Here is a 13,820-nt window from a genome sequence, read left to right on the forward strand (position 1 = left end):
GGGTCAGGGTCCGGCGACGACGCGTTCTTCCACCGCGTCGTGCCGTATACGTTCGGGCGGGATGCCCACGTGTCTCAGGGCATCCACACCGCTGCGGATCATGCCCAGCGGGCCCGAGAGATAGGCGTCGAACGCGTTCCACGGCCCGTACTCACGTATGGCATCCGGAAGGTGGAGATGCGCCCGCTGGTCGATGACCGCGCGCACCGAGAGCCAGGGATGTGACTGCTGGAGTCTGAGCATGGTGTCGATGTCGTACAGGTCGTGGTCGGTACGGGCACCGTAGAACACCTCGACCGGCCGCCGCTCACCGTGCTCTGCCACGTCCCCGATCAGTGCCTTGATCGGCGCTATTCCGGTGCCACCGCCCAGGCACAGCAGCCCGCTGTCGGTGGTGTGGTCGACGGTCATCGAACCAGTCGGCGGCCCCAGGCGGATGATGTCACCTGGGCGAGCACGGTGCACCAGCGCGTTCGAGACCCAGCCCGCGGGGACGGCCTTCACATGGAACGTCAGCAGACCGTCGGACCGGGGTGCCGAGGCGAACGAGTAGTGCCGCCAGATCCGCGGCCACCACGGCGTCTCCAGACTCGTGTACTGCCCCGCCAGGAAGGGGTAGGGCTGATCGGGACGCACCGTGACGACCGCTACATCCGGGGTTCTGCGGTCGTGCGCGACGATCTCGGCGAACCACCAGGCAGGGGCGCGCAGTTCATCAGCGGCCGCTGCGTCGATCATGATCTGCGAGATCGTCGTGTACGTCCGGACCCAGACCGCCTCCATCTCCGCGTCCCAGATTCCGGCGGTGTACTTGCTCAGCGCGCCGACGAGGCATTCGCCGACAGCCGGATAGTGCTCGGCCCTGGTGCCGTACTTGCGGTGACCGCGTCCGAGGTTCTGCAGATAGGTGACGAGGGCCTCGCTGTTGTCGATGTGCTCGGCCGCCGTGAGCAAAGCTCTGAACAGTCGGTCCCTCTGGGTGTCCATCGCGGCGGGGAACAGTGACCGCAGGTCCGGATGGCGGACGAAGAGCATCGCGTAGAAGTACGAGGTGACCTTGTCGGCGATCGGCGCCACCTCGGCCACGCTGCGACGGATGAGAAGGCCGTCCGGTGACGCACTCTCGACCCGGGCCCGGACGTGCGGTCGCCGTGCCTGCGTTGCCGGCAAGGTGGAGTGCTGGATGGGCACGCGCCGGTCGGCGGGGAAGCTCACGACGGCGGTGGGCTCCACTGCTGGAGACTGCGCGCCGAGTTCGACCCGTGGTGCTTCCTGCGCGCTGTTCTCGCCGTCGGTGTCCGTCGTGGTGCCGCCCTCGGTCACCTCACGCTCCTCTTCCAAGGGCATCGCCGGCTGCGTGGACGACGTGAACCAACCGTCGCCACCGCCGCCGGAAGTGCCGTTGTCGGCCGACGCGGTGGTCGGAGCGTCCATGGTGTGCCTCGCCTCGAACATCTTTCGGTCGGTCTGCGCACTTCCTCGGTCGGAAGGTGCCTTTCCCCCCGCAGACGTCTTGCTCTCCCCGTTCCATACCGCGGCCAATGCGGCCACATTCAACCTGGATTCACTTGCGTACGGACAAGTAGGGCGAGAGTGTGACATTGGCCGCGGTGCTCTTCACTACAGAATCCCATCGTGCATGGGCACTTCAGCCGTATAACCGCAAATGCGGGTCTTCGATCTCTCCGTCCCGTTACGCTGCATCGCCCAGCCCCGGTCCGCACAGGATGTCTACGCCTATTCACCTGACGTGGCGCACCAATTCATAGGCTTCCCACAGATCCCCGCCGAGGTACGAGTGTGTCGCGAGACCGGCGAGGTGGCTGTCCGCATTGACCGCGACGGAGATCGGAACAGCACCGAACAGATCTTTGTCCGACAGCGAGTCGCCATAGGCAATGCAGTCGGCCAGTTCGACGCCGAACTCCCTGCACAGCCGGCCGGCAATCTCGACCTTGGCCGCGGCGCTGAGAACTCCGGTCGGGTCCACGGGCTCAGTGAACGGCACCGCGGGTAAACGGGACCCGAAAGCCGCATGCGCGCCCCAGCCGGTAAGCCGCTCCACGAAGAAAGAAGGCGAGAGCGATACGACAGCGCAGTAGTCGCCCACCTGCCGGATCTCCGCCCAGACCTCGCGGATGCGCTCGAGTCACGGGGCAGTTTCGAAGGCCGCCGACACATGTGCTTCGGTGAGTTCCGCCCAGAGCGCATATACCTGCGCCGCGTACTCCGGCGGCCCTATGAGCCCCGCCGAAATCGCCTGATCGAGCGCCACGGTCTCGGCTTCCAGGCCCAGTTGCCGTGAGATCTCCACAGGCGCCGAAGTGCCCTGCAGCAGCGTGCCGTCCAGATCGAAGAGATGAAGTCTCGCCATGGGGCACGAGGCTAGTGCGGAGGCGGCGAACTCCGCCCGCAAGACGACCGGATGGCCAGCGTTCGCCCGTGTTTCACGTGAAACACCCCACTGCTGTCCGCCCGCTGTGCACTTGCCCACGACATGGCCAAAAGCCCTTGTCTCTCACGAGAAAGAGGTGGACGGCGAGGGCACCCGTCGGACAGCCTGACCTGCGTGTCGACTCCTCCCCATGCCCCTCTTCCCATCCGCCGTCTGACGCTTCGCGATCTCACCGCCTGCGCCGACTTGTCCGAGGACCGGGGGTGGCCACGCGAGGAGCACAAGTGGGGCTTCCTCCTCACGGCAGGGAAGGGATACGGGATCGACGACCCCGACGGCGGCCTCGTCAGCGCCTGTGTCGTCACCGAGTTCGGGCCGCATGGCCGTCCTGCTCTCGGAGCCATCGGGATGGTGCTGGTAGCCGAACGGCACGCCCGTCAGGGCATCGGACGCCGGCTGATGCAACACGTCGTCTCGCTGATGGGCACCACCCCGCTCACGCTGCACGCCACACCGTACGGTCGCCCGCTCTACGAGGAACTCGGCTTCAAGGTCACCGGCCGGGCGGAGATGCTGCGCGGGCACTTCACGCCCAGCGACTCCGAGCCGAAGGTCGTCACACGCACGGCCACCGCCGAGGACCTCACCTCGATCCTCCGGCTCGACGAGGAAGTGTTCGGTGCCGACCGCACGCCCATCGTCACGCGGCTGCCCGCCTTCGCCGACCGACTGCACGTGGCGGAGGAGAAGGGTCGGCTCATCGGCTACGCGGCCACCTGGCCCAACATGGAAACCCAGGTGGTGGGTCCCCTGATTGCCCGGGATACGGAGACGGCGAAGGCGCTCATCGCCTCGCTCGCCACCCACACCGACCGCCCCCTGCGCACCGACATCGACGTACGCCACGATGAGTTGCTGGCATGGGCAAAGGAGCGGGGGCTGGCGTCCATCGCGTTCAACGCGGTCATGACGTACGGGATCCCGGAGCTGCCCGGCGACTGGACCAGGCGATTCGCTCCGCTGACCGTGGCGGCGGGCTGAGCCCTGCCCTTGAGGGTGACCGTACGTAGAGTGCAGGCATGGGAGATCTTGAAATAAGGCCCGCCACGGCGGACGACGTGGCCGCGATCGTCGCCCTGCTCGCCGACGACCCCTTGGGCGCCCAGCGCGAGTCACCGGACGATCTGACCCCGTACCTGTCCGCCGTGGAGCGCCTCACGTCCGACCCGAACCAGCATCTGGTCGTCGCGGTTCGGCAGGAACGTGTCGTCGGCACGCTGCAGCTCACGATCATTCCCGGCCTATCGCGCCGCGGTGCCACCAGGTCGATCATCGAAGGTGTCCGGATCCGCACCGATGAACGAGGCGGCGGTCTGGGCACACGGCTCATCCAGTGGGCGGTCGACGAATCCCGGCGCCAGGGCTGCCAGTTGGCCCAGCTGACTTCCGACAATACGCGCACCGACGCCCACCGCTTCTACGAGCGGCTCGGCTTCACGGCCTCACACGTCGGGTTCAAGATCCAGCTGTGAGGCCGCGCAGTGAAGCGTCATGTTTCACGTGAAACACGACCCCGTATGGGCAAGGGTGACTAGCCGATCCCCCGCCAGCCGTCCGGATCCACCCCACCCGGCACCGAGGCCTCCTCGTCGTACGGCTGACGCGTGAACACGAACGACCCGAGGTCCAGGTGGCTCACCGTCCCGTCCGGCCGCCGTACGGCCTTCAGGAGCTCTCCGGCGTAGTAGCCCTCCAGTCCGGTCCAGGTCCCGTCACTGTTTGCCCTGAAGCGCGAGCGGCGGCCACTGCCGGACAGCGGCTCCATCGAGACACCTCCGTCGGCCGCGAGCCGCAGGGCGAACGCCTGCGTTCCCCAGTACCAGGGTCCGGTCAACTCCAGTACGCGCGGCGCGGCTTGAGCCAGTGGCCGCCATGGATCGGGAATGCGCGGCTCGGCCTCGGCGACGATCCGTACGAGATCCGCCCCGACGGTGCCCAGCAGAGGACCGGAGGTGCAGTTGGCCAGCACCACCGCCGCGACGTCGTCCTGGACGCTGATGGTGAGGTTCGCCAGAAAGCCCGGCAGTGATCCGGAGTGCCCCACGAGCAGCCGGCCGGCCCGCTGCTGGATCTGCAGCCCCAGTCCGTACGTGGCTCCGTCCACGACGTCCGCGGCTTCGGCGGGTGCAGCGGGCGTACGCATCTTTCTCACGGTCTCGGCGCTCAGCACCCGGTCGTCGCCCTGTGCCAGGAAGACGGCGAATCGCGCCAGGTCAGCTGCCGTGGACCAGAGCTGACCGGCAGAGGCCATCCGACCGAGGTCTTCGGCGGGTTCGGGCAGCAGGACATCTGCCCAGGGGTGCACGGCCCAGCCACCCGCATGGGGTGCCTGTGGGTGAGCGCTCGTACGGTCGAGGCCCAGAGGTTCGAGCACTTCACGCCGAAGTACTTCCTCCCACGGCGCTCCACGCAGCTTCTCGACGAGCGTGCCGAGCACGGTGTAGCCGGGGTTGGAGTAGTGGAAGCGGCGGCCGACCGGATGCAGAAGGGCCTGCTCGCCCAGGACATCGGCGAGTTCGGGGCGCAGGGACCCCGGAGTACGTTCCCACCACGGGGCAGGCGACTCCGCCGCCAATCCGCTCGTGTGGGCGAGGAGGTCGGCGATGGTCGCCTCCCCCGCGCCGGTTCCGGGCACGTGCTTCTCCAACGGATCACCGAGGTCGAGTGCGCCCTCGTCGCGCAGCCGAAGCACGAGAACAGCGGTGAAGGTCTTGGTGATGGAGCCGATGCGGTACTGCACGTTCTCGTCCGGACCGTGCCCGTCCACCGAGGTGCGCGCACCGTGCCACACGGCCCGCCCGCCTCTCACGACCGCCGCGACGACCGAAGGCGCACGCCCTTCGGACTGGGCCACAGCGATCCTGTGCAGCAGTGCCCGGCGCGTTCCGGGGAGCAGCTCTTCCTGAGGTGTCGTCATGGCCCCAGTCCATCCCGCAGGACCCTCGACCGTCGAGTCAAATTCGGCGGGTCCCTGGGCGGTCTGTCTTGATCGGAGCAGACCGCCGGGCTCGTGACCTGGGGCGCGGCTGCCGGAGCGGAACTCGCGTGGACAAGCCGCCGGGTGTGTGACCCGCCCGATCGTGCCGGCGATGCGCTGACCGGCCGGGCGGACGGTCAGATCAGCGCAGGCCTGCGAAGAGATCGTTCTCGGGTAGGTCCGCGCCGGTGGCGTCCTGGACGCGCACGAAGGCCTCCACGCCCATCAGCTCGCCGAACCTCTCCTTGCCCATCTTGAGGAAAAAAATGTTCTCGCCCTGGCTGGCATGCGCGGCCAACGCGTCGAACTTCTGACCGCTGAACGCGGTGGTGTCCACCCACGTGGTGATCTCATCGTCGGGGAGGCCGATCTCGGCCATCGCGGCGGCCTCGGCGGGATCCGGCTCCGGCATGTCCGGATGAAACTCGCGCATGATCTCACCGAACCGCTGCATCCCCGAGCGGGGCATCGTGGTCCAGTACACCTTCGGTGTCAGCGCGGTCATCTCCAGCGCCGCCATAGTGATGCGGTGGGCCTGGATGTGGTCGGGGTGGCCGTAGAAGCCGTTCTCGTCGTAAGTGACGACCACATCAGGTCGGTAGTGCCGCATGAGTTCCGCGAGCCGGGCCGCGCCTTCCTGCACGGGGGTCTGCCAGAAGGATCCGGGGGCGTCGTTGTTCGGCCAGCCCATCATCCCGGAGTCGGCATAGTCCAACATCTCCAGGTCGCTGATCTTCAGAACGTCACAGCTCGCCTCAAGTTCTTGGCGGCGCATCAAGGCGACCGCCGCCGGATCGTGCCCGGGATCACCTGGCTTGACGCCTCCCGGTCCGTCACCGCAACCGCCGTCGGTACACGTCACGAGGACCGTGTGGATGCCCTCCGCCGCGTACCGCGCGAGGACCCCTCCGGTTCCGGTGGCTTCATCGTCGGGGTGGGCGTGTACTGCCATGAGCGTCAAGGGCCGGTCAGTCATGGAACAGTCCTCCTGCAGAAATACGTCTTGGTCCGAGTGCACGGCGGGCGTACTTCGATCCTGGGGCCCGGATTCTGGTGGCGACGACCTTGTGGTCTCCGTGTTCCCCGCCGTGCGGCGCCGGTCCCCTCGGTCGATGCAACCGCGTCGACCGGACCGGCTGTTCCCGGCGCGGCCGCTCGGTCTTCCAGGCCTCGGCGTTTCGACGCGAACGAGGTACGGGCGCGACCTGCACGTCTCAGCGCCACGTCGGATCCGACTTCCGTCCGGCACCAGCCGTGAGATTCGGACACGAAATTTCAGACCGCACCCTGAAGCAGCTCAGGTCTGCGCCATGTCCACGAAGCGCGAGTAGTGGCCCTGGAAGGCGACCGTGATCGTCGCGGTCGGGCCGTTACGGTGCTTGGCCACGATCAGATCCGCCTCGCCCGCGCGCGGCGACTCCTTCTCGTACGCGTCCTCACGGTGCAGCAGGATGACCATGTCGGCGTCCTGCTCGATGGAGCCGGACTCACGCAGGTCGGAGACCATCGGCTTCTTGTCGGTGCGCTGCTCGGGACCACGGTTCAGCTGGGACAGCGCGATGACCGGGAGTTCCAGCTCCTTGGCGAGGAGCTTGAGGTTACGGGACATGTCCGAGACCTCCTGCTGGCGGTTCTCGGCACGCTTGGAGCCGCCGGACTGCATCAGCTGGAGATAGTCGATGACGACCAGTCTGATGTCGTTGCGCTGCTTGAGACGTCGGCACTTGGCGCGGATCTCCATCATCGACAGGTTCGGGGAGTCGTCGATGAACAGCGGTGCGGCCGACACATCCGGCATCCGGCGGGCAAGACGCGTCCAGTCCTCGTCGGTCATCGTGCCGGAACGCATGTGGTGCAGGGCGACTCGAGCCTCCGCGGACAACAGACGCATCGCGATCTCGTTGCGCCCCATTTCGAGGGAGAAGATGACACTCGGCAGGTTGTGCTTGATCGATGCGGCCCGGGCGAAGTCCAGTGCGAGGGTGGACTTACCCATGGCGGGACGCGCGGCGATGACGATCATCTGGCCCGGATGCAAGCCGTTGGTGAGCGAGTCGAAGTCGGTGAACCCTGTGGGCACACCGGTCATCTCCCCGGAACGGGAGCCGATCGCCTCGATCTCGTCGAGCGCGCCCTCCATGATGTCGCCGAGCGGCAGGTAGTCCTCGCTGGTGCGCTGCTCGGTGACCGCGTAGATCTCCGCCTGGGCGCGGTTGACGATCTCGTCGACGTCGTCGTCGGCCGCGTATCCCATCTGGGTGATACGGGTGCCTGCCTCGACCAGCCGGCGCAGGACCGCGCGCTCGTGCACGATCTCCGCGTAGTACTCGGCGTTGGCCGCCGTCGGCACGGTCTGGACGAGGGTGTGCAGATAGGACGCACCGCCGACCTTGTTGATCTCTCCGCGCTTGGTGAGCTCGGCGGCGATCGTGATGGGGTCGGCCGGCTCGCCCTTGGCGTAGACGTCGAGGATCGCCTGGAAGATCGTCTCGTGTGCGGGCTTGTAGAAGTCGTGGCCCTTGAGGATCTCCACGACGTCGGCGATGGCGTCCTTGGACAGCAGCATGCCGCCGAGAACAGACTGTTCGGCATCCAGGTCCTGGGGCGGCACACGCTCGAAGGATGTGCCCCCACCGTCCCATTCGCCGCTTTCCCGGCCTCGGTCATGCTGTTCGTCTCGGCCGCGACCCCCTTCGCCGCGGCGGCGGGCGGCAGGCAGACGATCACTTGGACCGCTGTCGGCCCAGGGGTCGTCCAAGGGCTCGGAAATGCTCACCGAGCCACCTCCTCCCGTCCGCCGACGAGCGGACCTAGCCGTGCTCTCTTTTCTACGGCACGGCACTGACAAATGAGAGGCCCAACTCCGGTTACTGCGCGTCGGCTTTGAGCTGGAATCCCTGCCGACGAACGGAGTGGGCGCCGGACCACGGTAGGCCTGCGGGCACCGTCAGCCAATCTGGTTATCCACAGGCCATGTGGACGACGGCCCGGATGCTGTGGAGAACTCCGCAAAACCTGTGCACGATGCGGTGGACAGCCCTGTGAACAAGCTCAAGCCTTTCCGACGCAACCTGCTCTGACCTGCACTTTTCCCATCCACCGGCTGTGCAGAAGAAAAACTTTCCCAGTCGGGCCAAGATCGCCTCGAACGACGCACGAACGAGCACACGGAGAGTCAGGAGGTAAGGGTCGCAAAAGCTTTGCATCTCTTACCTGTGGACGATTAGATTGGTGCTCATGACACAGGCTCCCGTGACCTCCAGGGCCACCCGGCGACAGCACGACCAAGAGATCGTCGCACTGGCTGTCCCGGCCTTCGGTGCACTCGTCGCCGAGCCCCTCTTCGTCATGGCCGACAGCGCAATCGTGGGGCACCTCGGCACGGCGCAACTCGCCGGACTCGGCGTCGCCTCAGCCCTCCTCATGACAGCAGTCAGCATCTTCGTCTTCCTCGCCTACGCCACTACGGCAGCCGTCGCCCGACGTGTCGGGGCGGGCGACCTCAAGGCCGCCATCCGCCAGGGAATGGACGGCATCTGGCTGGCACTCCTGCTCGGTGCTGCCGTCATCGCCGCCGTGCTCCCCACGGCGCCGACCGTGGTGGAACTCTTCGGTGCCTCGGAGACCGCAGCACCCTACGCGACGACATACCTGCGTATCTCGGCCCTCGGCATTCCGGCCATGCTCGTCGTGCTCGCCTCGACCGGTGTCCTGCGTGGCCTTCAGGACACTAAGACGCCCCTCTATGTCGCCGTCGCAGGCTTTGTCACCAACGCCGCCCTCAACGCCGGCCTCGTGTACGGCGCCGATCTCGGCATCGCCGGTTCCGCCTGGGGCACCGTCATCGCACAGTGCGGCATGGCAGCGGTCTATCTCATCGTGGTCGTCCGCGGAGCCCGCAGACACGGAGCCTCACTGCGTCCCGACGCGGCGGGGATACAGGCCTCGGCACAAGCCGGCGTCCCCCTGCTGGTCCGCACACTCTCGCTCCGGGCGATCCTGATGATTGCCACGGCCGTCGCCGCCCGTCTTGGCGACGCCGATATCGCGGCACACCAGATCGTGCTGTCCCTGTGGAGTTTGCTCGCCTTCGCCCTTGACGCCATCGCCATCGCCGGTCAGGCCATCATCGGACGCTACCTAGGCGCAGATGACCCCGAGGGTGCCCGTCACGCCTGCCGCCGCATGGTGCAGTGGGGGATCGCGGTCGGAGGCGTACTCGGCGTACTGGTGATGATCGCCCGGCCGGTGTTCCTGCCTCTGTTCACCAACGACACCGTGGTGAAGGACGCCGCCCTGCCCGCTCTTCTCGTGGTGGCTCTCTCCCAGCCGATCTGCGGCATTGTCTTCGTCCTGGACGGCGTGCTGATGGGCGCGGGCGACGGCCCGTATCTGGCCTGGGCCATGGTGGTCACCCTGGCTGCCTTCGCCCCACTGGCGTTGCTCGTCCCGACGCTGGGCGGCGGCCTCACAGCGCTCTGGGGAGCAATGACGCTGATGATGGCGATGCGCATGCTGACCCTTTGGCTGCGGACCCGTTCGGGCCGCTGGATCGTCACAGGCGCCACCCGCTGACTGTTTCACGTGAAACCGGCGATTCACGTGAAACATGCGCGGTGCCGTACTGAACCGGAACGCGAAGAAGGGGCGCCACCCGCGACGGGTGCCGCCCCTTCTCTCAGCAGTCCAGCCGAGCGCAGCGATCAGGCCGCGACGACCTCGATGTTGACCTTGGCGGCAACCTCGGGGTGCAGACGCACAGACGTCTCGTGGGCGCCCAGGGTCTTGATCGGCGCACCCAGCTCGATGCGGCGCTTGTCGACCTCGGGGCCACCGGAAGCCTTGATCGCCGAAGCGATGTCGGCCGGGGTGACGGAACCGAAGAGCCGACCGGCGTCGCCGGAGCGGACAGCCAGACGGACCTTGACGCCCTCGAGCTGGGCCTTCACCTGGTTGGCCTGCTCGATGGTCTGGATCTCGTGAATCTTGCGAGCACGACGGATCTGCTCGACGTCCTTCTCGCCACCCTTGGTCCAGCGGATAGCGAACTTCCGCGGGATCAGGTAGTTGCGAGCGTAACCGTCCTTGACGTCAACGACGTCGCCCGCGGCACCGAGGCCGGAGACCTCGTGGGTGAGGATGATCTTCATGTTTCGGTCACCCTTCCCTTATCGCGCGGTGGAGGTGTAGGGCAGCAGCGCCATCTCACGGCTGTTCTTGACAGCCGTGGCGACGTCACGCTGGTGCTGCGTGCAGTTGCCGGTCACGCGGCGGGCACGGATCTTGCCGCGGTCGGAAATGAACTTCCGCAGCATGTTCGTGTCCTTGTAGTCCACGTACGTGACCTTGTCCTTGCAGAAAGCGCAGACCTTCTTCTTAGGCTTGCGCACAGGCGGCTTCGCCATGGTGTTTCTCCTGTGTGATCAAGAAGTTTGGGTACGAACCCGCCCTAGAAGGGAGGCTCGTCCGAGTAGCCGCCGCCAGCGCTGCCGCCGGAGTTTCCACCCCAGCCACCGCCACCGCCGCCGCCCTGGTTGCCACTGGCAGGAGTGCCGGTCGCCCACGGGTCGTCGGCGGGAGCACCGCCGCCTTGCTGGCCGCCGCCGGAGCCACCGCCCCAGCCACCGCCACCCTGGCCGCCACCGCCGCTGTAACCGCCCTGGCCCTGCTGCCCACCGCGGCCGGCGGTCTTGGTGACCTTGGCCGTGGCGTTGCGCAGGCTGGCGCCGACTTCCTCGACGTCCAGTTCGTAGACCGTGCGCTTGACGCCCTCACGGTCCTCGTAGGACCGCTGCTTCAGCCGGCCCTGCACGATGACGCGCATGCCTCGCTGGAGCGACTCCGCGACGTTCTCCGCCGCCTGACGCCAGACCGAGCAGGTCAGAAAGAGGCTTTCGCCGTCCTTCCACTCGTTCGTCTGGCGGTCGAAGGTGCGGGGAGTGGACGCGACACGGAACTTCGCGACCGCCGCACCGGAGGGGGTGAAGCGCAGCTCGGGGTCATCGACAAGATTGCCGACGACCGTGATGACGGTCTCGCCTGCCATGGGGGAACCTCTCGGCGGGTTTGCTGCTGGCTGCTTGTGCTGCTACTCGAAATCCCGAGACGAGCTGAGCTGGAGGGCTCAGTGGGTCTCGGGACGGAGGACCTTGGTCCGGAGGACCGACTCGTTCAGGTTCATCTGGCGGTCGAGCTCCTTGACGATCGCGGGCTCAGCCTGCAGATCGATGACCGAGTAGATGCCCTCGGGCTTCTTCTTGATCTCGTACGAGAGACGACGACGGCCCCAGGTGTCGACCTTCTCGACCTTGCCGTTGCCCTCACGGACGACGGACAGGAAGTTCTCGATCAGGGGGGAGACAGCGCGCTCCTCCAGATCGGGGTCGAGGATGACCATCACCTCGTAGTGACGCATGTGGAACCCACCTCCTTTGGACTCAACGGCCACGGTCGTTCCGTGGCAGGAGGGTTGTGATGCGTACGCAACGGTATCGGCCGCCACTGACAATCGGGGGTCGGCGAGCGACATCCCTCGTCTGGCCTGGGCGGTTCCCTGGCATTGCCTGGGCAGACACCGGTGCAGAGGGTACAGAGTACCTGCACACGTGCTTCCGGTTGAAATCCGACCGCGGGGACCGTCAGTCTGTACACATCGGGTGTGCATGGCGCTACGATGCGCCGTCTTCCGCAGGAGGTGCCCCATGGCACAGGCATTGCGACCCAACACCGCCGGAGGCCTTTTCGCCACGGACGGAAAACCCCACCCCCTCCAGGACACGCTGCTCGCGGTGACCCTGGTGCTCGGAGTGGTGGCGTTCGTGACGGGCTTCTTCCACAGCCTGCACCTGCTCAGCTCCTGGGCCGGCCTGGCAGGGATCCTCACCGGCGCGTACGGCCAGTGGATCTCGGAGACGACCCGCGAACGCTTCGGGCTCATCCTGGGTCTCGGCGCTTCGGCAGTCGGCTTCTTCCTCGGAATGGCGCATGGGGGTCTCTTCGGCGGGGTCATCAACTGACGCCAGGGACACTGTCCGCTTAACTGCACACAAAGCACCGCGGAACGCCTCGGCGCGCCACAAGCCGGGGCGCAGGTTCCGTTTGCCCAGTCGGGGCGCTCGCGAGGCGCAGTAGGCTTCGGCGCGAGAGCCGGAGCCCCTGTACCCATGGGGACACACCAGCCCGAGGAGCGCCCCGAATGAGCCTGACCCTGAGGACGATCAGCCGTGAGCAGCATCTGGCGTACATCCAGAGCCTGCCCTCGGCGAGCCACATGCAGGTTCCGGCCTGGGCCGACGTCAAGGCGGAGTGGCGCTCCGAGAGCCTCGGCTGGTTCGACGAGCGCACCGGCGAAATGGTCGGCGCGGGCCTCGTCCTCTACCGTCAGCTGCCCAAGATCAAGCGCTACCTGGCCTATCTGCCCGAGGGTCCGGTCATCAACTGGTTCGCGCCGAATCTGACCGAGTGGCTGGAACCGATGCTCGCCCACCTCAAGCAACAGGGCGCGTTCTCCGTGAAGATGGGCCCGCCGGTGATCATCCGGCGTTGGGAGGCGGGCTCCATCAAGCAGGGCATCCAGAACCCGGACGTGAAGCGGCTGCGCGACATCGAGGCCGACTTCATCGAACCGCGCGCCTTCGAGGTCGCCGACAAGCTGCGCCGCATGGGCTGGCAGCAGGGCGAGGACGGCGGGGCCGGCTTCGGCGACGTGCAGCCCCGCTATGTCTTCCAGGTGCCGCTCGCCAACCGCTCCCTGGAAGAGGTCCACAAGAACTTCAACCAGCTGTGGCGACGCAACATCAAGAAGGCCGAGAAGGCGGGCGTCGAGGTCGTCCAGGGCGGCTACCAGGACCTCGACGAGTGGCAGCGGTTGTACGAGATCACCGCTGTGCGCGACCACTTCCGGCCTCGCCCGCTGTCGTACTTCCAACGCATGTGGACGGCCCTCAACACCGAGGACCCCAACCGGATGCGGCTGTACTTCGCACGGCACAACGGCGTGAACCTGTCGGCGGCGACCATGCTGATCGTCGGCGGTCACGTCTGGTACTCCTACGGCGCCTCCGACAACATCGGTCGTGAGGTCCGGCCCTCGAACGCGATGCAGTGGCGGATGCTGCGTGACGCCTACGCGCTCGGCGCGACGGCGTATGACCTGCGGGGCATCTCCGACTCGCTGGACGAGACGGACCACCTCTTCGGCCTGATCCAGTTCAAGGTGGGCACCGGCGGTCAGGCGGCCGAGTACCTCGGCGAGTGGGACTTCCCGTTGAACAAGCTGCTCCACAAGGCGCTCGACATCTACATGTCGCGCCGCTGAGCCCCATCGGCCCCGGCTGTTTGCTTCGATAAGTCCGACAGCTTCGTTCGCTTTCATACCTCTGATACACC

Annotated in this window: 13 protein-coding genes and 1 pseudogene; 5 read left to right on the forward strand and 9 right to left on the reverse strand. The window is 66.8% G+C overall.

The window, feature by feature from the left end; all coding sequences use genetic code 11:
• Window positions 1–3: 3 nt before the first annotated feature.
• Window positions 4–1,455 (reverse strand): globin domain-containing protein, encoded by a 1,452-nt coding sequence (locus tag ACYUED_RS21735; RefSeq protein WP_491293925.1) that lies wholly within the window; start codon window positions 1,453–1,455, stop codon window positions 4–6.
• A 286-nt stretch (window positions 1,456–1,741) separates the two neighbouring features.
• Window positions 1,742–2,374 (reverse strand): annotated as a pseudogene (locus ACYUED_RS21740) (HAD family hydrolase).
• A gap of 195 nt (window positions 2,375–2,569) precedes the next feature.
• On the opposite strand from ACYUED_RS21740, the gene ACYUED_RS21745 reads away from it, so the two are divergent.
• Together ACYUED_RS21745 and ACYUED_RS21750 are read left to right on the forward strand one after the other, a co-directional pair.
• Window positions 2,570–3,436, forward strand: a complete 867-nt coding sequence (locus ACYUED_RS21745) for a GNAT family N-acetyltransferase (RefSeq protein ID WP_491293926.1) — start codon at window positions 2,570–2,572, stop codon at window positions 3,434–3,436.
• 38 nt (window positions 3,437–3,474) lie between these two features.
• Window positions 3,475–3,927: a GNAT family N-acetyltransferase gene (locus tag ACYUED_RS21750; RefSeq protein ID WP_491293927.1), complete on the forward strand. Its 453-nt coding sequence runs from the start codon at window positions 3,475–3,477 to the stop codon at window positions 3,925–3,927.
• Window positions 3,928–3,986: 59 nt separating this feature from the next.
• Here ACYUED_RS21750 and ACYUED_RS21755 read toward each other — a convergent pair whose 3' ends face one another.
• The 3 genes from ACYUED_RS21755 to dnaB form a co-directional block, all read right to left on the reverse strand.
• Window positions 3,987–5,372: a serine hydrolase domain-containing protein gene (locus ACYUED_RS21755; protein WP_491293928.1), complete on the reverse strand. Its 1,386-nt coding sequence runs from the start codon at window positions 5,370–5,372 to the stop codon at window positions 3,987–3,989.
• A gap of 202 nt (window positions 5,373–5,574) precedes the next feature.
• The gene (locus ACYUED_RS21760) at window positions 5,575–6,408 is read right to left on the reverse strand and encodes a PIG-L family deacetylase (RefSeq protein WP_491293929.1); all 834 of its coding nucleotides are present in this window, start codon (window positions 6,406–6,408) and stop codon (window positions 5,575–5,577) included.
• A gap of 321 nt (window positions 6,409–6,729) precedes the next feature.
• Window positions 6,730–8,208 carry a replicative DNA helicase gene (gene dnaB / locus ACYUED_RS21765; protein WP_491293930.1) on the reverse strand — a complete coding sequence of 493 codons (1,479 nt, stop codon included), beginning with the start codon at window positions 8,206–8,208 and terminating at the stop codon, window positions 6,730–6,732.
• A gap of 452 nt (window positions 8,209–8,660) precedes the next feature.
• On the opposite strand from dnaB, the gene ACYUED_RS21770 reads away from it, so the two are divergent.
• On the forward strand, window positions 8,661–10,007 hold the full coding sequence (locus tag ACYUED_RS21770; RefSeq protein ID WP_491293931.1) for an MATE family efflux transporter: 1,347 nt from the start codon (window positions 8,661–8,663) through the stop codon (window positions 10,005–10,007).
• 128 nt (window positions 10,008–10,135) lie between these two features.
• On the opposite strand, the gene rplI is transcribed toward ACYUED_RS21770, so the two are convergent.
• The 4 genes from rplI to rpsF all read right to left on the reverse strand — a co-directional run bounded on the left by rplI (window position 10,136) and on the right by rpsF (window position 11,847).
• The gene (gene rplI, locus ACYUED_RS21775; protein WP_030938854.1) at window positions 10,136–10,582 is read right to left on the reverse strand and encodes a 50S ribosomal protein L9; all 447 of its coding nucleotides are present in this window, start codon (window positions 10,580–10,582) and stop codon (window positions 10,136–10,138) included.
• 18 nt (window positions 10,583–10,600) lie between these two features.
• The gene (rpsR, locus tag ACYUED_RS21780; protein ID WP_003949403.1) at window positions 10,601–10,837 is read right to left on the reverse strand and encodes a 30S ribosomal protein S18; all 237 of its coding nucleotides are present in this window, start codon (window positions 10,835–10,837) and stop codon (window positions 10,601–10,603) included.
• A gap of 44 nt (window positions 10,838–10,881) precedes the next feature.
• Entirely contained in the window at window positions 10,882–11,478 is a 597-nt protein-coding gene (locus ACYUED_RS21785) for a single-stranded DNA-binding protein (RefSeq protein WP_491293932.1), read from the reverse strand.
• Between the two features lie 78 nt (window positions 11,479–11,556).
• Window positions 11,557–11,847, reverse strand: coding sequence for a 30S ribosomal protein S6 (gene rpsF / locus ACYUED_RS21790; RefSeq protein WP_073787253.1), 291 nt, complete (start codon window positions 11,845–11,847; stop codon window positions 11,557–11,559).
• 286 nt (window positions 11,848–12,133) lie between these two features.
• Here rpsF and ACYUED_RS21795 point away from each other — a divergent pair, with 286 nt between their 5' ends.
• Window positions 12,134–12,448 carry a hypothetical protein gene (locus tag ACYUED_RS21795; protein ID WP_491293933.1) on the forward strand — a complete coding sequence of 105 codons (315 nt, stop codon included), beginning with the start codon at window positions 12,134–12,136 and terminating at the stop codon, window positions 12,446–12,448.
• Between the two features lie 179 nt (window positions 12,449–12,627).
• Window positions 12,628–13,749 carry a peptidoglycan bridge formation glycyltransferase FemX gene (gene femX, locus ACYUED_RS21800; RefSeq protein WP_266517741.1) on the forward strand — a complete coding sequence of 374 codons (1,122 nt, stop codon included), beginning with the start codon at window positions 12,628–12,630 and terminating at the stop codon, window positions 13,747–13,749.
• Window positions 13,750–13,820: the final 71 nt, after the last annotated feature.

The organism is Streptomyces sp. DF42, from assembly GCF_058267695.1.